Origin of the sequence: Microbacterium sp. cx-59 (genome assembly GCF_020805625.1) — a bacterium.
GTDB lineage: Bacteria > Actinomycetota > Actinomycetes > Actinomycetales > Microbacteriaceae > Microbacterium.
Genome location: NZ_JAJHGO010000007.1, coordinates 235,983 through 255,837, shown reverse-complemented (window position 1 = coordinate 255,837; position 19,855 = coordinate 235,983). Strand labels below are relative to the sequence as shown.

The 19,855-nt window shown below is 70.6% G+C and carries 14 protein-coding genes; 8 read left to right on the top strand and 6 right to left on the bottom strand.

All coding sequences use genetic code 11. From position 1 onward, the window contains the following. Positions 1 to 4: 4 nt before the first annotated feature. From LMI96_RS08685 to LMI96_RS08665, 5 genes are read right to left on the bottom strand one after another with little or no spacing between them, the layout of a single operon-like run. Complete coding sequence (locus LMI96_RS08685) at positions 5 to 3,022, bottom strand: glycoside hydrolase family 38 C-terminal domain-containing protein (RefSeq protein ID WP_228361194.1); 3,018 nt, start codon at positions 3,020 to 3,022, stop codon at positions 5 to 7. Next, positions 3,019 to 4,797 carry a glycoside hydrolase family 3 protein gene (locus tag LMI96_RS08680; protein WP_228361193.1) on the bottom strand — a complete coding sequence of 593 codons (1,779 nt, stop codon included), beginning with the start codon at positions 4,795 to 4,797 and terminating at the stop codon, positions 3,019 to 3,021. The genes LMI96_RS08685 and LMI96_RS08680 overlap by 4 nt, the downstream gene beginning before the upstream one ends. 3 nt (positions 4,798 to 4,800) lie before the next feature. Continuing rightward, positions 4,801 to 5,724: a carbohydrate ABC transporter permease gene (locus LMI96_RS08675; protein ID WP_223722309.1), complete on the bottom strand. Its 924-nt coding sequence runs from the start codon at positions 5,722 to 5,724 to the stop codon at positions 4,801 to 4,803. Beyond that, positions 5,721 to 6,680, bottom strand: coding sequence for a carbohydrate ABC transporter permease (locus LMI96_RS08670; RefSeq protein ID WP_228361192.1), 960 nt, complete (start codon positions 6,678 to 6,680; stop codon positions 5,721 to 5,723). Before LMI96_RS08670 ends, LMI96_RS08675 begins: the two co-directional genes overlap by 4 nt. Next, positions 6,677 to 8,062, bottom strand: coding sequence for an ABC transporter substrate-binding protein (locus LMI96_RS08665; protein WP_228361191.1), 1,386 nt, complete (start codon positions 8,060 to 8,062; stop codon positions 6,677 to 6,679). Before LMI96_RS08665 ends, LMI96_RS08670 begins: the two co-directional genes overlap by 4 nt. 201 nt (positions 8,063 to 8,263) lie before the next feature. Here LMI96_RS08665 and LMI96_RS08660 point away from each other — a divergent pair, with 201 nt between their 5' ends. Next, positions 8,264 to 9,304: a hydroxyacid dehydrogenase gene (locus LMI96_RS08660; RefSeq protein ID WP_228361190.1), complete on the top strand. Its 1,041-nt coding sequence runs from the start codon at positions 8,264 to 8,266 to the stop codon at positions 9,302 to 9,304. 53 nt (positions 9,305 to 9,357) lie between these two features. Here LMI96_RS08660 and LMI96_RS08655 read toward each other — a convergent pair whose 3' ends face one another. Continuing rightward, the gene (locus LMI96_RS08655; RefSeq protein WP_228361189.1) at positions 9,358 to 12,213 is read right to left on the bottom strand and encodes a glycoside hydrolase family 9 protein; all 2,856 of its coding nucleotides are present in this window, start codon (positions 12,211 to 12,213) and stop codon (positions 9,358 to 9,360) included. A gap of 185 nt (positions 12,214 to 12,398) precedes the next feature. Here LMI96_RS08655 and LMI96_RS08650 point away from each other — a divergent pair, with 185 nt between their 5' ends. From LMI96_RS08650 to LMI96_RS08620, 7 genes are all read left to right on the top strand, one after another. Then, the gene (locus LMI96_RS08650) at positions 12,399 to 13,469 is read left to right on the top strand and encodes a substrate-binding domain-containing protein (protein WP_228361188.1); all 1,071 of its coding nucleotides are present in this window, start codon (positions 12,399 to 12,401) and stop codon (positions 13,467 to 13,469) included. Beyond that, positions 13,466 to 14,104, top strand: coding sequence for a ThuA domain-containing protein (locus LMI96_RS08645; protein WP_228361187.1), 639 nt, complete (start codon positions 13,466 to 13,468; stop codon positions 14,102 to 14,104). The genes LMI96_RS08650 and LMI96_RS08645 overlap by 4 nt, the downstream gene beginning before the upstream one ends. Positions 14,105 to 14,371: 267 nt before the next feature. Continuing rightward, positions 14,372 to 15,586, top strand: a complete 1,215-nt coding sequence (locus LMI96_RS08640; protein WP_228361186.1) for a Gfo/Idh/MocA family protein — start codon at positions 14,372 to 14,374, stop codon at positions 15,584 to 15,586. Next, positions 15,583 to 16,782 carry a DUF993 family protein gene (locus LMI96_RS08635; protein WP_228361185.1) on the top strand — a complete coding sequence of 400 codons (1,200 nt, stop codon included), beginning with the start codon at positions 15,583 to 15,585 and terminating at the stop codon, positions 16,780 to 16,782. The genes LMI96_RS08640 and LMI96_RS08635 overlap by 4 nt, the downstream gene beginning before the upstream one ends. After that, positions 16,779 to 17,663, top strand: coding sequence for a sugar phosphate isomerase/epimerase (locus tag LMI96_RS08630; protein WP_228361184.1), 885 nt, complete (start codon positions 16,779 to 16,781; stop codon positions 17,661 to 17,663). Before LMI96_RS08635 ends, LMI96_RS08630 begins: the two co-directional genes overlap by 4 nt. Beyond that, positions 17,660 to 18,685 (top strand): LacI family DNA-binding transcriptional regulator, encoded by a 1,026-nt coding sequence (locus tag LMI96_RS08625; RefSeq protein WP_228361183.1) that lies wholly within the window; start codon positions 17,660 to 17,662, stop codon positions 18,683 to 18,685. The genes LMI96_RS08630 and LMI96_RS08625 overlap by 4 nt, the downstream gene beginning before the upstream one ends. Next, positions 18,682 to 19,803: a glycerate kinase gene (locus LMI96_RS08620; protein ID WP_228361182.1), complete on the top strand. Its 1,122-nt coding sequence runs from the start codon at positions 18,682 to 18,684 to the stop codon at positions 19,801 to 19,803. The genes LMI96_RS08625 and LMI96_RS08620 overlap by 4 nt, the downstream gene beginning before the upstream one ends. The last annotated feature ends 52 nt before the right edge of the window (positions 19,804 to 19,855 follow it).

Here is a 19,855-nt window from a genome sequence, read left to right as displayed (position 1 = left end):
AGGGTCAGGGGGAGGGAAGGTGCGTTGCGCGCCGTGCGCAGCGCAGGGTGAGAATCTCGAAGGGACGCAGGGTGAGGATGATGCCGTCGCCCGACGCGAACTGGCGGCCGCCGACGATCGTGCGCTCGAGCAGGTCCACTTCGTACACGCGCGCCCCAGGAACATCGATGTGCAGCGCCGTGGTGCGGCGGCCCCCGGATGCCTCGTACAGGCGCACGATCACGTCGCCCGAGCCGTCCTCGGCGAGCTTCACCGTCTCGACCCGCACGTCGGGATCGGTCGAGCGGATCAGCGGCGCGACCGCCTGCGCGCCGCGCACCCGGCGCACGCCGCCGTCCAGACGATGCCCCTCCTCGGCCGCCTCGCGGAGGCCCGCACCCGGTCGGATGGCGAAGGCGATGTCGTGCGCACCGCGGTCGGCGTCCGGGTCGGGGAATGTCGGAGCGCGCAGCACCGACAGGCCGACGGTCGTCGTCGTGCCGCCGTCGGGGCGCGTCTCGCGTTCAACGGAGTGCCCGTAGGTCGAGTCGTTCGCGATCGCGACGCCGTATCCCGGCTCGCCGACGTGGATCCACCGTTGCGCCACGATCTCGAACCGCGCCGCGTCCCACGAGGTGTTGCTGTGGGTGGGTCGCTCGAGATGACCGAACTGGATCTCGGCGCTCGAGCGGTCCGCGTGCACGTCGAGGGGCACGTACATCCGGAGCAGGCGATGCCGCTCCTGCCAGTCCACGTGCAGCGTCACGTCGACGGCGCCACTGCCGGGCCGGAGGCTCACGGTCTGCACGATGGTCGAGGCCCCGGTCGACCGGCTTGCCCGGATCTGCGCGACCTCACCGACCACCTCCGCGGTGACCTCGTCGGCGTGCCCGAGATCGACCGCCCGCGCGCGATAGTGGCGGTCGATGTCCCAGGCATCCCACTTGTCGGGGTGATCGGGGTGCACCAGCAGGCGACCCGCGCGTGCCCCGGGGGCGATCGCCTCGCGGCCCGAGGCGTCGCGCAAAGACCGCAGCAGGCCGTCGCCGTCCACCTCGGCCCGCACGAGCCCGTTGTCGAGGATCCATCCGTCGTCGCCCGCGGGCACGAGGGTGACCGGCGCCCCGATCGCGGCCGGCGCATCGATCGCTCCCGCGGGCACTCCCGCGATCCCGAGCGGGGCCGAGTTTGCGGTCAGCGCGAGGTCGCCGTCGCCGGTGAGCGCGGCGATGCTCGTGCGGATGATCTCGTCCAGCTCGCCCAGCAACCGCGCGTGGTCTGCCTCGGCCTCCCGGTGCACCCACGCGATCGAACTGCCGGGGAGGATGTCGTGGAACTGCAGCAGCAGCGTCCGCTGCCACGCGCGCTGCAGCGCCTCGAGCGGATACGGCAGCTCGGCGCGGACCGCGGCGGTGGTGGCCCACAGCTCGGCCTCGTGCAGCATCCGCTCCACACGCCGGTTGCCCTGCTTGGTGCGCAGTTGGCTGGTCAACGTGCCGCGATGCAGCTCGAGGTACATCTCGCCCGACCACACCGGCAGTGCGGGGTTCTCGCCGGCGGCGCGCTCGTAGAAGTCCCGCGGTGTCCCCAGGACCACGCGCGGCGAGCCCTCGAGGTCGGCCTGCCGGTGGGCGGATGCCACCATCTCGCGGGTCGGCCCGCCGCCGCCGTCGCCCCAACCGAACGGTGCGAGCGAGACCGTTCCCGTGCCGTGATTGAGGAACGTCCGCTCGGCGTGTGCGAGTTCGGCGGGAGAGAGCTCCGCGTTGTAGGTCTCGATCGGGGGGAAGTGGGTGAACACGCGAGTGCCGTCGATGCCCTCCCACCAGAAGGAGTGATGCGGCATCCGGTTGGTCTGATTCCACGAGATCTTCTGCGTCATGAACCAGTCGGAGCCCGACAGCCGCACGATCTGGGGCAGCGCCGCGCTGTAACCGAACGTGTCGGGCAGCCACACCTCGGTGGTCTCGACGCCGAACTTCTCCAGGAACCAGAGCTTGCCGACGATCAGCTGACGTGCGGTCGCCTCACCACCGGGCAGGTTCGTGTCGGGTTCGACCCACTGCCCGCCGACGAGCACGAAGCGTCCGGCGCGCACCTGGTCCCGGATGCGGGCGAAGAGGTCGGGATAGTGCTCCTCGACCCACGCGAGCTGCTGCGCCGAGGAGCAGGAGAAGCGGAGGTCGGGGTGCCGCTCGAGCAGGTCGAGCACGTTCGAGAACGTCCGCGCGCACTTGCGGACGGTCTCGCGCACCGGCCACAGCCACGCGGAGTCGATGTGCGCGTGGCCGGTGGCGACGATCGTGTGGGCGCTCGCCGCCGCTGGGGCGGCCAGAGCGGGGGCGAGCACCGCGCGCGCGGACTCGATCGACCCGAAAAGGTCGTCCGGGTCGATGGCGTCCAGCATCCGGTCCAGCGCCTGCCAGATCCGGGCGGCGCGGGGTGTGCCCGGGGGGAGCTGCTCGGCGAGACCGGCGATCACGTCGATGTCGCGGAGCAGATCCTCCGCGCGCGCGTCGATCAGCGCGAGTTCCATCCGCTCGAGCCGGTAGAGCGGCGGAGCATCCGGTGCGGAGGGCGCGCCGAGCGCCGTCGGGCGCCAGTGCGACTCCGGGGGGATGGTGGGGTTGGCGGCGAGCTCCAGGTACGCGTCGAGATGGTCACCGTCGACCGGCAACCACGCGTTCCGCGGCGAGATGCCCTTGATCACGGTGCCGTCGGGGCGGAAGGCGAGGGCCTCCGCCTGGAACCCGGGGGCGAGATCGTGGAACCCGAGGTCGACCACCAGCTCGACCCGGCGGTGCGCATCGCGCACCCAGTCCGGCGGAACGTCACCGTGCACCTGCACCCAGAGCGTGCTCCACGCGCGCCCCCAGTGGTCGCCGACCGAGAACGCGGCGAAGTCCTGGGCGCGTGCGACCGCGAAGGGCACCGGCTCTCCGGGCACGGACCAGGCCGTCATCGCCACGGGCGCCGTGTGCACGATCGCGGCCCCGCGAAGGGTCTCCGCCACGAACCGGGTCAGCCGGTCGCGGACGCTCACTCCGACGCTCCGCTCCACCGGAAGCCGGCGGGAAACAGCGGGTCGGCGGTGTCGTTCGGAATGTCTTCGTGCGAGACCCGCACCGCATCCATGCTCCGCGGGATCTCGAAGGGCAGGCGACCGCGCGGACGGATGCGGCCCGTCAGCGCCGCGACGAGGGCCGCGTCGCTCGTGCCGTAGGTGCCGACGAGCACCGTCGCGAGCGGCAGGATCGGCGTGAGAATGGCGGGCCGTTCGAGTCCCGCATCCACGATGAGCGTGGTGACGGCAGCGATCCCCCGCAGCCGCGCCACGAGACCCGGCCGGTACTCCAGCGACCCCTGATGGAAGAGCGACTCGAAGAGCAGATCGTCGCGCGGCTCGAACGGCGCGGGCAGGCGGACGATCGCGAGGTCGGCGTCTTCGGCCCGGCCGACGACCGTGCCGAGCTCCGCCGCCGCCGCGGCCGACATCCCTTCGACGTACACGCGTCTCCCCTCGTTTGGACGCAGGGGGAGCAGCGGGCCTTCGTCTCGCAGGACGGTCACGGATGCGGCCTGGGCACGGAAACCCGCGTCGCTGTGCGCGGGCGAGCCGACGATCCGCTCCGCGGCATCCTCATCGACGTACGGATCGTCGAAGAGTCCGAGGCGGAACTTCAGCTCGAGCAGGCGCCGCGCGGAGACGTCGATCCGCCCCTCGGTGATGTGTCCGGTGCGCACGAGGTCGACGAGCAGGTCGGTGCATTCTTCGCCGCCGAACTGATCGCACCCGGCGTCGATGACCGTGATCAGACGCTCGGCGGGCGAAAGATGCTCGACCCCCCACGCCTTCGCCGGCAGCACCTGGCCCTGGGCGACGTTGTCGTGGATCAGCTCCCAGTCGGTGACGACGACGCCGTCGAAGCCGAGCCGCTCTCGCAGCAGTCCCGTGATGATCGCCCGGTTGTAGCCGAAGCCCACTTCCTCGACGGGCTCGCCGTCGAGTTCGAGACCGATCGGCATTCCGTAGTAGGGCATCATGCCGGCCGTGCCCGCGGCGATCGCCGCCCGGAACGGGGCGAGATGCAGCGCGAACCCGCCGCCGGGGTACACCTGCTCCCGGCCGTACGGGAAATGCGCGTCCTCGCCGTCTTGCTGCGGGCCGCCGCCGGGGAAATGCTTCGTGACGCACGCGACCGAATCGGGGCCGAGCTCGGGGCCCTGGAACCCTTCGAGGTACGCGACGAGAGCGCGGGTCGTGCGCTCGGCATCCGCGCCGAACGTCTGGAACTGCCGCCCCCAGCGCGGTTCGCTCGCGAGATCGACCTGCGGGTGCAGCGCCATCCGGATGCCGACGGCGAGGTACTCGCGGCGCGCGATCTGCGCATACTCGCGGATGTCGGCGTCATCGAGCGCGGCGAGTCCGAGCGGCTCCGGCCACTGCGAGAACCCCCGGGCCGCGAAGGACGCGCCGGCGTTCTCGGTGAAGGCGTGGCGCGGATCTGTGCTGATCGTGACCGGGATGCCGTGCTCGGTCTCGGCGGCCAGCCGCTGCAGCGCATTGGCCCAGCGCGCGGCCTCGCGGGGGGTGCCGAGCCCGTGCACGTTGAAGTGGTTCATGTGCTTGTCGCGCACGACGGTGCGCGTCGGCGACTTGCTGAGCGATCCGGTCGTCTCCACGAGCGATCCACCGGGACCGGACTCGATCACGGTGTGGAACATCAGCCCGACCTTCTCCTCCAGGCTGAGGCGACCGAGCAGGTCGGTCGTGCGCTCGGCGGGCGTCTGCCGCGGGTCGCGGTACGAATCGCGCACGCCTCAGCCCTTCAGCCCGGTGAAGCCGATCCCGCGAACGATCGAGCGCTGGAAGATCACGAAGATGAGGATGGGCGGGATGCTCGCGATCAGAAGCCCGGAGATGAGGTAGGCCGGATCCGTCGCCTGCGCGAGTCGGGGCAGGGCCACCGCCAACGGCTGGGTCATGGGATCGGTCAGCACGATGAGCGGCCAGAGGAACTCCTTCCACGCCGTCATGATCGACAGCAGCGACACGACGGCGAGGATGGGGCGCGACATCGGGAGCACGATGCGCCAGAAGATCGTGAACCATCCGGCGCCGTCGAGCTGCGCCGCTTCGAACAGGTCGCGGGGGATCTCTTCGAAGAACTGCTTGACCAGCAGGATGGTGAAGGCGTTCGCGCCGGCCGGAAGCCACACGGCCCAGGGCGTATCGGTGATGCCGATGCCGAGCAGGGGCAGATCGAGCACCGTGAGATAGAGCGCGATCAGGGTGACGGTTCCCGGCACGAACAGCGTGAGCAGGATCGCGCCGTAGACGAACCGGCCGTACCAGGGGCGGATGACCGCGAGTGCGAAGCCCGCGGTCGCCGACACGATCAGCTGGACAATCCAGGAGCCGCCGACGAGCACGACGGTGTTGCCGAGGTAATGACCGATGTCGAGCAGGGTCCACGCGGTGGGGATGTTCTCCCATTTCGCGGGATCGGGGATGAGGCTCAGCGGATGCTGCACCAGGTCGGTCGTCGTGGAGATCGCGGCGCGCAGCATCCAGATCAGCGGAACCGCACCGAGAGCGATGAGCGCGGCGAACAGGGCGATGTGCATCGCCCGCCAGCCGACGAAGATGCGCGGGCGACGCCAATCGAAGCCGGACAGGATGGCGCGTTCGCGCGGCGTGGCGGCCGGGCGCGTGCGCCGGGGGGTCGGTGTCGTGACGGTCATCGGGTGCTCCAGGAGCGGGTGAGCCGCAGGTAGATCGCGGACACGAGGACGAGGACGAGGGCGAGGAGGACGCTGAGAGCGGTTGCCACTCCGTAGTTTCCGAAGAGGAACGCGTAGCGGTAGATCATCAGCAGGATCGTGACGGTCGCGTTCGCGGGCCCGCCGTCGGTCATCACGTAAGGCTCGGTGAACACCTGGATGGCGCCGATGATCTGCAGCAGGAGCAGCACCAGGATGATGCCGCGCATCTGGGGCAGGGTGATGTGCACGATGCGCTGCCAGACGGACGCGCCGTCGAGTTCTGCCGCTTCGTAGAGCTCGGTGCTGACGCCGGTGAGCGCCGCCAGGTAGATGAGGATCGCGGTGCCGGCGCCCGACCAGGTCGCCACGATCACGAGGCTCGGCATCGCCAGCTCGGGGGACTGCAGCCAGGGGAGCGGGCCGAGCCCGACGAGGGCGAGCAGGCTGTTGATGACCCCGGATTCGCCGGGGCTGAAGAACACCTTCCACAGCAAGACCGAGACCACGGGCGGGATGACCACGGGCAGGTACGCGAGCACGCGAGCGAGGGTGCCGCCGCGGCGGAGCTCCGACATCAGCACGGCGCAGAACAGCGGCACCGGGAGGCCGATCGCGAGCGAGAGCGCGGTGAACCAGAGCGTGTTCAGCGCGGCGCGGCTGAGCAGCGGGTCGGCGAACAGGATCTCGAAGTTGCGGAAGCCGACCCATTCGGCGGGATCCACGAGGTTCGTCTGCTGGAAGGCGAGCACCACGCTCTGCGCGATGGGCCACCATGCGAAGTACCCGAAGATGATCAGGGTCGGGGCGAGGAAGATCAGCCCCGCCCACGCGGCCTGGCGGCGGGTGCCGCCGCGGCGCGTCCGCGCGGGCGGGACGGGTGCCTGCGCGGCACGACCGGAGGTCGCACCGCGCAGGCGTTCGGGCGTCATCGTCATGACGCGTTCTGAGCCAGGATCTGGTTGACCCGCGTCTCGGCGTCATCGAGCAGTGCATCGATATCGGCGTTCGGATCGGTGAGCACCGCCTGCACCACCGGGTCGAGCGCGGCGTAGATCTCCTGCGAGGCGACCGCGGGCTCCGGCACGTACTCGAACGCGTCGAGCGAACCGACGTAGGGCGCGAAGTTCTCGACCGGCACGTTGACGTACTCGGCGATCGCGTCACGGTAGGCCTCATATGCCTCTTCGCTGAAGATCGGCGCGACCGGAACCCCGACCGGCAGGCCGTCGGCGGCCGACGCTTCGGCGGTCTCCGCCGCGACCTCGAGGTCGTAGTTCGGCCGCAGCGCACGCCAGTCGATCCACTTGACGGCGGCCTCCTTCTCGGCCTGAGTGGCGGTGGCGCTCACCATGAGCACGGTCGCGCCGGCGAGTGTGGCGTCGGCACCGCCCTGCGGCATGGGGCCGGCACCAAAGACATCCGGGTCGCCGCCCGCGGCGATGTAGTTCGGGTAGACGTCCGGCGGGGCGGTGACCCACATGCCGACGTTGCCGGCGGTGAACTCGGCGACCAGGTCTTCCTGCTTGCCGAGCACGTTGTCGCCCAGGGAGTCGTCCTCCCAGCGCATCGCCTTCCACATCTCGAGCACGTCGCGTGCGGAGCCGTCGTTGAACGCGGCCGTCCAGGTTCCGTCGGAGGCCTGCTCGATCATGCGTCCGCCGAAGCTGTAGTCGTAGCCGGTGAGGTGCCATCCGCCGCTGTTGTTCGTGCTGATCTCACCGAATCCGGTCTTGCCGGTCGTGTCGGAGATCTTCTTGGCGTACTCCCGCACCTCGTCCCAGGTCTCCGGGGGGCTGTCCGGGTCGAGCCCGGCCTGCTCGAAGAGGTCGCGGTTGTAGACCAGCCCGAACGCGTAGCTCTTCTCCGGGATGCCGTACACGGCGCCGTCGCTCTCCAGGAACTGCATGACGCGAGGATTCAGGTCGTCGAAGCTGTCGAGTTCGGAGGCGACGTCGGAGATGTCGGCGACCTGGCCGCGCTCGATGAGTGCGGGTGGTTCGGTGAGCGGCACCCGCAGGAGCGTGGGTGCGCTTCCGCCGGCCAGGCGCGTCGCGAAGGTCTTCGCGTCCCACGGCACGTCGGATGCCTCGATGGTGATGTGGGGGTTGGCCTCCTCGAAGGCGGCGACCTGCCGCTCGAAGAGCGCGACGGCCGCCGTGTTCGTGGCCGCCGGCTTGCCCATGATGGTGATGGTGACCGTTCCATCGCCGTCACCGCTCGCTTCGCCTCCGCCTCCGCCGCTGCTGCAGGCGGCAGTGCCTGCGAGCACGGGGACGAGGACGAGTGCCGCGAGGGCGCATCGGGTGCGCTGATGCATGATTCCTCCGTTCGGTTGCGACCGCGGATGGCGGTCGCGGGGGTGGCCGACGGATGCGGGAATCGGAAACCCGCGGTCACTCCGTCGTGCGCTGCGCCCAGTATGCGGACGCCTTGCACAAAACACAAGCGAATGAATCAGAAGAGAAATTGTGACTTTAAAACTTGTAAACAAATACCGATGTGTGGTTCGCTCATCGGCATGGCCGAATCCGTCACCGAAGACACCGCCGCCCGCCGGCCGTCGGCGATGCTGCTCATGGGAGCGCGCGCTTTCGACGATCTCTTCGACGACGCTCGGCTGCGAAGACTCCACAAACTCGTGCGCGTCGATGACCCGGTTCGCCTGGACTCCCTCGACGGCCTCGCCGCGCGTCGGCGGCTGGCCGATGTCGACTACCTGCTCACCGGATGGGGTGGGCCGGTGCTCGGGGCGGACGTCCTGGCGGCGGCGCCGAAGCTCCGCGGGGTGATCCACACCGGCGGTTCGGTGAAGCACCTTCTCGCTCCGGCGTTCTGGGGTTCCGGGGTCGTGGTCACGAGCGCCGCAGACGCGAATGCCATCCCGGTGGCCGAATTCACGCTCGCCACGATCCTGCTCGAGGCCAAGCGGGTTCCCGCCTACATCGACGGATATGCGCGTTCGAGGGAGGTCGGCGGCGCGTGGCGAGACGCCATCCCGCCGGCCGTCACGTTCGGGGGAACGGTGGGAATCATCGGTCTGTCGCGGGTTGGGCGGCGGGTCGCCGAGCTTCTCCGCCCCTTCGGGATGAGGGTTCTGGCGGCCGATCCCCATGCGGATGCGGCGGCCGCCGCATCCGTCGGCGCACGGTTGATGGGGCTCGACGATCTTCTGCGCGAGAGCGATGTCGTGACGATCCATGCGCCCGAACTGCCCGAGACACGTCACCTTCTCGATGCGCGACGGCTCGGGATGCTGCGGCCCCACGCCGTGCTCATCAACACGGCGCGCGGCTCGCTCATCGACACCGCGGCCCTGATCGCCCGGTGCCGAGCGGGGATGCTGCGCGCGGTGCTGGATGTCACCGAGCCCGAGCCGCTTCCGGCCGACTCCCCGCTCTTCGACACCCCCGGGATCGTGCTCAGCCCGCACGTCGCCGGTGCGATGCACGCCGAGACGATGCGTCTGGCGGATTCGGCGCTCGACGACCTCGCATCCCTCGTGCAGGGCGTGCCCGCCCGGCACCGGGTGGACGGTGCGTCGCTCGGCATCATCGCCTGAGAAGGGAACGCGCGGGGGCGAGCCGCCAAAGCGGCCCGCCCCCGCGCGCGCGGTCATCCGACCACGACCCCGGTGACGAGGGGCGTGGTGACCACACCCGACGTGGTGTCGGTCGTTCGCACGTCGTAACTGTGCACGCCCTTCACCCAGCGGCGCGTGACGGCGTACACGGCGCCGTCGGTCACGTCGGTGTCGGCGGGATCGACCGCGCTCATGCGGTGGATCACCCCGTCGAGCACCAATTCGACCGCATGCGGCGCCTCACCGTCGGGGTCTGTATAGGTCGCCTGCACGGTGACATCGGTGCCGGTCGTCAGCGTGCCCGACGTGTGGGAGACGCCCGACAGAGCGGGGGCGGTGCCGCTCGGCTGGTTGGTGAAGCTGACCTCGTCGACGAACAGCTCGCCGTCCGTGTCGGCGGTCTGCTGCAGCCAGAACACCAGTTTCGCCTGGGAGGGATCCAGCCCGGGGAACGCGTCGAGGTCGAACGAGTAGGTCGTCCAGCCCGTCGCGATCGGAATGGGCGTCGTGCCCGTCACCCGATGGTTCGAGTCCGCGTCGGACACTTCGATCCGCAGCCTCAGGTTGGGGGAGGGGGAGCGCATCGTCACCGTCAGGTAGCGGTACCCGGCGGCATCCACGGAATGGTGCCAGGGCTGGAACTTGGCCTGCGACATCGCCGAGGCCGGATTCTGGAACAGCCGTGCGGCCGTCCTCCCATCGACCGTGGTGTTGCTCGCCGTCCCGACACCGGCGTGGTTGTTGTACCAGTTGACCCAGGTGTAGCCCTGCATCCCGAAGACGCCGTCCCTCCCGAATCCGTCGTACAACAGCGGGCTCTCCGGGTTCGGCAGCGGGGGCGCCACGGTGTAATGCGTCGACGAGTACGAGTTCGCGCCGCTAGCCTGGGTGCCCCGCACGTCGACCCTCGTCGTGGTGAAGGGGGCGAGCGCGTCCACGTTGACGGTGCCGGTAGAGACGCCACCCGCCGCGGTCATGGGCGTCCAGTTCGGGCCGAGGGCGTGCTGGGTGAGCGATGATCCGCTCTGCGCGAAGACGGTGACGTCTCCGGTCACCGCGTCGCCGATCTGCGGCGAGGTGACGTTCAGGGCCGTCGGCGGGGTACCTGCAGACCACGCGGCGTCGCCGATCGCGGTCATCCCGAACAGGGTCGAGAACAATCCGCTCTGGATGCTGACGCTGTACTCGTTGTACCGCCACTGCTGGCCGCTGTCCTGCCACACCGGGCGATCGGCGTACCAGGGGCTCGCGCTCCGCACATCGAGCGGGTCCTTGGCGTTGGGCCCGCTGACGAGCGCCCCGGGAAGCACGACGCCGGTTCCGCTCTGGCTCTGCGCTTCTTCGTCGAGGCGGGTGTGCAGGTACTTCACCGAGTTCTCACCCACGCCCGAAACCCAGCTCGTGCCCCAGGGGTTGTTTCCGAAGACCCAGTAGAGACCCCTTTGGACGGCTTTCAGCGCGCGCTGATCGCCGAACAGCTCGTAGTAGCGCATCGCGTCGGCCACGTAGCCGATGTGCGGTTCGTTGACGCCGAAGTTCTTGAACTGGTTGACGACCCCGTACGGGGTGTCGTCGGTCGTGGACAGGAAGTAGTCCAGTTGCTTCTTCAGATAGCGCTGGATGGCGGTCTTTCCCGTTGCGGTCGCCGCGGGATAGAGCTCGGCCATCGACAGCGGCCCCATGTCCCAATAGTTCGTGCTCGACAGGATCGAGTACTCGGTCGCCGCGATGGTCGCTTCCGCCGAGGCGCGATAGGCGGTGTCGCCGGTGAGCAGGTGCAGCTGGACCTCCGCGAACAGGAGCGAGTTGGCGATCCCGCCGCGCGTCGTGGAGTAGCCGCCGATCGGATCGGATCGGTGCGAATCGGCGTACTCGTAGAACGCGACTGCTCCCTCTTCTGCCTCCGCCGCGAAGGTCTGCCACTCGGCGACGTCGGCCGTGGGCACTTCTCCGTCGGCGATGGCCTTCTCGATCGCGCGTGCCGTCGCCGCGAGCGAGCCCGCGGCCTTCGCGGATCCGCCGACGCCATAGCCGGAGATGCGCCGATCATCGGCCGTTCCGACGATGCCGTCGGTGTGCGCGTCCGGATGCTGGAAACCGCCGCTGCCCTTGATGTCCCAGAACGCCCCGTCGAAGGCGTTCCGCATCCGCAGCAGGTATTCGCTCCCGAACCGGGCTTCGTCGACGAGGTCGGGGACGCCGTTGTCGTCGTTGTCGAAGGCCACTTCGGCGGTGTCGCCGTAGCGGAGGTAGGTGATGGCGATGTTGCCGCCCACCCACTGGTTGCCGCCGTAGATCCCGTAATCGCCGGCGTCGTACCATCCGCCGGTCAGGTCGTAGTGGATCGTGCCGTCGGCGGATGCGGCGTCGTCGAGGTGGCCCGGCCCGTGGAAGATCTTCTCGGACGGGGCGATGCTGCTGTATCCCGCGGGGTAGGCGTCCGCCGTGGCGACACCGGAGCGCTGCAGGCGGTAGAACGCCGTCATCTCGTCGAGATAACCGGCCCACACGTTCTCGGTCACGGAGAACCGGGGCGAGAGCACGCCGCTCACCTCGAGGGCGTAGTCGTCGCCGACCGCGGTCAGCGTGCTGAAGTCGACCACGTAGACGCGATCGCCCCACACCGTGCCGCGGTCGAGCAGGGTGCAGCTCGGCACCACGACGGTGGACCCCTGCAGGATGCGGCACGTCGTCGACCCGGGAAGAGCGCCGTCGGTGATGACCGAGCCGACCTTGTGCCCGGATGCGTCGTACCCGGCCTGACTGATGGCCACCCGTTCGACGGTGGCGGCTGCGGCCGGGGGCGCGGCGATCACCGCCCCGCCGACGGCGACCGCGGTCGCGATGGCTGCTCCTCGCCAGATGGATGTCACTCGTCGTCGAGCCATGGCTCCTCCTCAGGGGATGTCGCGGCGTCATCGCCGGCGACGCGAGCCAGTATCGACGCCAATGTCACAGATTCGCAAGTAAACGAACGAAACCGAAATACACATCTCATTTTCGAGTCCTGATGATCAGGAACGAGCGTCGACGTTAGGCTGAGGGCCGTAGTCCGCTGTGGAGGGAGACCGCGATGCTCGCTGCCGAACGTCGCGCGCGCATTCTGAGTCGCGCGCAGCAAGACGGAGCCGTGCGCATCACTGCGCTCGTCGACGACCTCGGCGTCTCGCACGTCACGATCCGGCGCGATCTCGATTCGCTCGTCGCCGACCAGATCCTGGAGAAGGTGCGCGGCGGGGCCATGCTGCGCGCCGATCGGCCCCTTCCTGGGCAGGCGTCGACGCTGCCGTTCACGGGAGCGATCGGTGTCGTGATGCCGACCTCGTACTACTACCGCTACGTGGTGGAGGGGATCGACGATGTTCTCTCCAGCGGCGGCGAGATGAAGCTCGTGATCTCCGAGTACGACCTCGAGGAGGAGTACCGCCTGATCGACGAGCTGGTCGCGAGCGGCGTCGCGGGTCTCCTGTGGGTGCCGACCGTGTCCGAACGAGTGTCGCCCCCGGGGTTCCTCGACATGCTCGCCCGGCTTCCGGTTCCCGTGGTCTTCGTCGAGCGGGAGACGCCGGGAGGCGGCCTCGGTTCTGCTCCGTCGGTGCGCTCGGCGCACGAACGCGGTGTCTTCGCCGCCCTCCAGCATCTGGCGAACCTCGGCCACCGACGTCTCCTCATGGTGAGTCGCGGCAGTTCGCAGAGCTCGGAGTTCGCGCGCAGCGGGTGGCGGGATGCGCTCGAGCGGCTCGGCCTGGACCCCGGCAGCAGCATCCTCGGCCCTGATGAGCTCGGCGCCGGGCCGCGCTGGGACCGTGGCGCGGCGGATGTCGTCCTCGACGCGGTCGAGCGGACCGGGGCGACGGCCCTGTTCTGCCACGGCGATGAGAACTCGCTGTTCGGGCTGCTGCAGAACGCGCGCTCGCGGGGGCTCGCGGTGCCCGAGAAGCTGTCGATCGTCGCCTACGACGACGACGTCTCGGCGCACGCCGACCCGCCGATCTCGGCGGTCGCGCCCGACCGGCGGCGGGTGGGCGCCCTCGCGACGCGCATGCTGCTGGACCTCATTCGAGAGCCGAGCGCGGAGCCTCCGCTTCATCTGCATGTCGAGCCTCGCCTGGTTCTGCGGGCATCGACGGCGCCGCCCGCATGACGCGTGCGGTCGTCTTCTCGGGGGGCGGCGACTACGTCGACCCCTGGCATCCGTTCGCCGAGACGAGCGCGATTGCGGCCGATGTGCTGCGGGCGGACGGGTTCGACGTCGACATCGTCGACCGGGTCGACGCGCTCGCACGGGTGCTGCCGGGTGCGGATCTGCTCGTCGTGAACGCCGGTGGCGGCCCGGAGCCGCATCCGCTCGATCCGCTCCTGGCCTCCGCCCTCGACGGGCTGCGGGGCGGACTGCTCGTGCTGCACGTCGCGGCCACGCTCCTGCCCGAAGACGACGGCTGGGAGGCGCGGCTCGGCGGTCGGTGGGTGCGCGGCACCACGATGCATCCGGAGCGCGGTCCGATGGAGCTCCGCGCCGTCGTTGCCGATTCGATGACGGAGGGAATCGATCCGCTGCGCACGAGCGACGAGGCCTACTCGTGGCTGCGGGTGGGCGACGGGGTGCGCGTGCTGTACGTGCAGGAACACGGCGGGCAGCCGCATCCGGTCGTCTGGACGATCGACCGCGACGGAGTGCGGGCGGCCTACGATGCGCTGGGGCACGACGCCGAGGCGTACGACGCGCCCGCCGTGCGTGAGTTGCTGCGCCGGCTCGCCCGCTGGGCCGCCGTGCGCTGAGGCAGGCACACACGCCGCGGCGGCCACGGCGGCGGAAGGGTGTGTCGTCACGTCGTTGTGCCTTTCCGAAGGGAGCGCGAGTCGACGGTGAGCCGCGCATCCGGATGATAATACGCATTATCATCCGGATGACACGAGCCTACGCCGAACGACCCCGTTCTCGCCACCGGAGATTTTCGTCACGAGCGCGACGTCGTGGTGGCGGAAAGCGCACTCCCGTGCCAGGGTGGAAAGCGCTTACCCGCCCTGATCTCCGAAGGAAACGCCATGTCATCGTCGACACTCGCTCCCGCCGTCGCGTCCCGCTCCGTCCCGGTGCGGGAGATCGGCATCATCATGAACGGCGTCTCCGGGCGCATGGGGTACCGCCAGCACCTCGTGCGATCGATCCTGGCGATCCGAGATCAGGGCGGCATCGAGCTCGCCGACGGCACGCGGGTGACGGTCGTGCCTCTCCTGGTCGGGCGCAGCGAGGCGAAGCTCGCCGAGCTCGCCGCACGCCACGGAATCGCCGACTACACCACCGACCTCGACGCCGCACTCGCCGACCCGCGGTGGGAGATCTACGCCGACTTCCTCGTCACGAAGGCGCGCTCCGCGGCGCTCCGGAAGGCGATCGCCGCCGGTAAGACCATCTACACCGAGAAGCCGACCGCAGAGTCGGTCGATGACGCTCTCGACCTGGCGCGACTCGCGGCGGATGCCGGGATCCGAACCGGCGTCGTGCACGACAAGCTCTACCTCCCCGGGCTGCAGAAGCTCAAGCGACTCATCGACTCCGGCTTCTTCGGCCGTATCCTTTCCGTCCGCGGCGAGTTCGGGTACTGGGTGTTCGAGGGGGACTGGCAGCGCGCGCAGCGGCCGAGCTGGAACTACCGCGCCGAGGACGGCGGCGGCATCATCGTCGACATGTTCCCGCACTGGAACTACGTGCTGGAGAACCTCTTCGGTCGGGTGACCTCGGTCTACGCGCAGGCCGCCGTGCACATCGGCGAGCGGTGGGATGAGAACGGGAGTCCGTACGCCGCGACGGCCGAGGACGCCGCCTACGGCATCTTCGAACTCGAAGGAGGCGTCCTCGCGCAGATCAACTCGTCGTGGACGGTGCGGGTGAACCGCGACGAGCTGGTCGAGTTCCACGTCGACGGAACGCACGGCTCGGCGGTGGTCGGGTTGTTCGGCGCGAAGATCCAGCACCGCACCGCCACCCCCAAGCCGGTGTGGAACCCCGACCTCGAAGACGATCACGACTACGACGCCGACTGGCAGAACGTTCCCGTGAACGACGTGTTCCAGAACGGCTTCCGGCAGCAGTGGGAGGAGTTCCTCGCGTCGTACGTGTCGAACACCCCCTACGCGTTCGACCTGCTGGCCGGAGCGCGGGGCGTACAGCTCGCCGAAGCGGGTCTGCGCTCGAGTCGCGAGGGTCGGCGGATCGAGCTGCCGACGCTCGCCCTCGACAGGCAGCGCGGCGAGCGATGACGCTCACGCTCCTCGGTGCCGACGGCGCCCTCGTGCGGCAGAACCTCAACGAACCGCCGCCGTACACCCGCCCCTCCGGCGTGCTCCGAAGTCGCGTCGTGTACGCCGCCGCGCACGTCGTACCGCTCCGCCACGGCGACAACACGCCCGGTCGGCCGGCGCAGATCGACTGGGACGCGACCCTCGGGTTCCGGCGGATGATCTACTCCTGGGGCCTCGGGGTCGCGGACGCGATGGACACCGCACAGCGCAACATGGGCCTCGACGCGGTCGCGACGCGCGAGCTGATCGCCCGCTCGGCGCAGGTGGCGCGTGAAGAGGGCGGCTCGGTCGTGGTCGGGGTGAACACCGACCACGTCGAGAGCGAGCACATTCCGTTGCGCGAGGTCGCAGACGCCTACCGGTACCAGCTCCACTTCGCCGAAGAGCAGGGCGCAGCCCCGGTGCTGATGGCCTCACGGCATCTGGCGCGTGCCGCGGAATCACCCGACGACTACCGCCGGGTGTACCGCGACGTCCTGCGCGCGGCGTCCGGCCCGGTCGTGCTGCACTGGCTCGGGACCGCCTTCGACCCGTCGCTGGCGGGCTACTTCGGCGCGGACGACTGGCGGTCCGCATCCGACGTCCTGCGGCAGGTCATCGAGGAGAACGCCGATCGCATCGCGGGGGTGAAGATGAGTCTGCTGGATGCTGCCGCCGAGGTCTCCGTGCGGGAGCGGCTGCCCGACGGCGTGCGCATGTTCACCGGCGACGACTTCCACTACGTCGGGCTGATCGGCGGCGCCGACGTGCCGGGCGCCCCGCAGCCGGCGCGCGACCCGGGCGCATCGCGCCAGCATTCCGATGCCCTGCTGGGAGCCTTCGCGGCCATCACGCCCATCGCTTCGGCCGCGATCCAGGCGTTGGATGCGGGCGACCCCGACCGGTACCTCGCGCTGCTCGCCCCGACGGAGCAGCTCAGCCGTCAGGTGTTCGCCGCACCGACCGCGTTCTACAAGACGGGCGTCGCGTTCCTCGCCTGGCTCAACGGTCACCAGCCCGCGTTCCAGATGGTCGCCGGGCTGCACTCGGCACGGAGCCTTCCGCACCTGTCGCGCATCGTGGAGCTCGCGAACGCCGCGCACGCGCTCGAACAGCCCGAGCTCGCGGTGAGTCGCTGGCACGGCCTGCTCGCGCTGAACGGAGTGGACGCATGACCGTCGACCCGCGACTGTCGATCAACCAGGCGACGATCCGTCACGCCGACCTCGCCACGGCGCTCCGCGTGACGACCGACGCCGGGATCGGCGCCATCGGGCTCTGGCGCGAGCCCGTGCAGGAGGTGGGTCTCCGGACCGCCGCCGCCATGCTGGCCGACTCCGGACTCCGATTCAGCACGCACTGCCGTGCCGGCTTCTTCACGATGCCGGAGGGCCGGGAGCGGCGCGCGTCGCTCGCCGACAACCTCGTCGCGATCGAGGAGGCCGCGACCCTGGCGGCGGCCGGGGCCGCCGGGTCGACGCCGATCCTGGTGCTCGTCGCGGGCGGGATCCCGGCGGGGTCCCGGGATCTCGCGGGGGCGCGCGAACGCGTTCGCGATGCGGTCGGTGAGCTCGCGCCGCACGCCGAGGCCGCCGGGGTGACCCTCGCGCTCGAGCCGCTGCATCCGATGTTCGCCTCCGACCGCTGCGTCGTGTCGACGCTCGGGCAGGCGCTCGACATCGCGGCCGACTTCGCCCCCGAGGTCGTCGGCGTCACCGTCGACACGTTCCACATCTTCTGGGACCCGGACGTGCTCGCCTCGATCGCCCGCGCCGGTCGCGAGCGGCGCATCGCGACCTTCCAGGTCTGCGATTGGAAGACGCCGCTGCCCGCCGATGTGCTGCTCAGCCGCCACTATCCGGGTGACGGCGTGATCGACTTCGCCGCACTCACCCGTGCCGTGGCGGCGACGGGATACGACCGCGACATCGAGGTCGAGCTCTTCCACGCCGACATCTGGGCGGATGCGCCCGCCACAGTGGCCCGGCGCGTGGCCGAGAGCTTCGGCGCCGTGATCTCACCGAACCTGCGCCCGCCCGTAGACTCGCGGGCGTGAACGGCCCGCATCCGGCTCGACGAGCTCCGACGCTCGACGATGTCGCCCGCCGGGCGGGCGTATCGCTGGCGACCGCCTCGCGCGCGCTGAACGGTTCGACGCGGATCGTCGCGGACTCGTACCGGGACCGCGTGCTGGCCGCCGCGCACGAGTTAGGCTACGCGCCCAATCTTCTGGCCCAGGCGACCGCGCGGGGTTCTGCCCGCATCGTCTCGCTCGTCGTGGCCGACATCGCCGACCCGTACTTCGGTCAGATCGCCGCCGGGGTGACCGCGGCGGCCGCAGCCGAGGGGCTGCACGTCATGGTGGCCGTCGCCGGGCGAGACCCGCGGCAGGAGGAGGACCTTCTGCACGTGCTCCGCGGTCAGCGCCCTCGCGCCGTCATCCTCGCGGGGTCGCGGTTCGGATCGGAACCCGCACCGGGCCTGCGGCGCGAGGTCGAGGCGCTCACGGACGCCGGGTGCACGGTCGTGGCACTCGGGTCGGGCGATGTCGGGATGCGGGCGCTGCCCGTCGCGAACGAGGAGGGCGCGCGGCTGCTCGCGCGTGCGCTGCGTGCGCGGGGCTACGACCGCGCCGTCGTTCTCGGCGCCGCCGAGGGCCTGCGCACCTCCGATGACCGGGTGCGCGGCTTCGCGGCGGGATTCGTGCCGGGCGGCGGCGAGATCGACCTGCACCGCGGCGGGTTCACCCGTGACGACGGCGAGCGGATGATGCGCGCCGTGCTGGAGAGCGATCCGGCGCGCGGCACCGTCGTGTTCGGCGCCAACGACGTCGTCGCGATCGGGGCTGCGGCGGCCATCCGGGCGGCGGCCCGCGAGGTGGGGGCCGACCTGGGCGTCGCGGGTTTCGATGACATCCCAATGGCTCGCGACGTCACGCCGGGACTGACCACCGTCCGCATCCCGCTCGAAGACATCGGCGCGGCCGCGCTGCGCCTCGCCCTCGCGGAGGATTCGGCGCCGCCGTCGGCGGCTCCCGCCGAGGTCGTCCTGCGGGGCAGCACTCCGGACCGGCGATGATGCGGGTCGTCTTCGCCCCCGACAGCTTCAAGGGCTCGGTCTCGGCGGCGGCCGCCGCTCGGGCGCTCGCCGCCGGATGGCGGCAGGTCGATCCGGATGTCGACGCGGTGCTCCGGCCGATGGCGGATGGCGGCGAGGGCACCGCCGCGGCGTTCCTCGACGCGGTTCCCGGTGCGCGGCGCATCCCCGTCGTCGTACCGGCTCCGGCTCCCGGTCTGCGGCCGGTGTCGACCTCGTGGGTGCTTCTGCCGCCGGACCCCGCGGCGCCCGGGGGGACGGCCGTCGTCGATCTCGCATCGACGGCGGGGATCGAGCTCTTCGGTCGCGATCTCGACCCCTGGTCGGCCTCGTCGTTCGGGTTCGGGGTCGCGATCGCCGCGGCCCTCGATCACGGGGTGTCCCGGCTCGTGCTCGGCATCGGGTCGAGCGCGTCGACGGATGGCGGCGCCGGGGTGCTGGCCGCGCTCGGCGCGCGGATCGACGTGGGAACGGCCGACGCGGACTCTCCCGGCACCCGCGGCGCCGCGGGCCTGGGCGCGATCCGGGCGATCGACCTGACACCGGTGCGTGCCGCGCCGCCCGGTGGCGTCGTTGTGCTGACGGACGTGACGCATCCGCTGCTCGGCGAACGCGGTGCCGCGCACGTCTTCGGGCCGCAGAAGGGGTTCGCGCCTCAGGACCTGCCGGCCGTCGACGATGCGCTGCGGCGGTACGCGGCCCTGTTCGACCTCGATCCGCGGGCCCCGGGTGCGGGCGCCGCCGGGGGAGTGGGATTCGCTCTCGCGGCGTGGGGCGCCGAACTCGTGCCGGGGGCGGCGGCGGTCGCCGACCTGATCGGCGTGGACGCGGCCGCTGCCTCTGCCGCATGGGTCGTCACCGGCGAGGGATCGTTCGATGCGCAGTCGGCCGCGGGGAAGGTGCCCGCGCTCATCGCCGCCCGGTCGGCGTCACCGGTCGCGCTCGTCGCCGGCCGGATCACTGCGGATGCCGACACATCGGCGTTCGCGGCGACGCTCTCGCTGAGCGCGATCGCGGGAAGCGCGGAGGAGGCCATGCGTCGCCCGGAGCACTGGCTGGCAGAGGCCGGGCGTCGTCTCGCATGCGCTGCGGTTCGGTAGCCTTCGGTGTGGGGACGCGTCGGTGCGGCGGCCCCTCACCCACCCCGAGGAG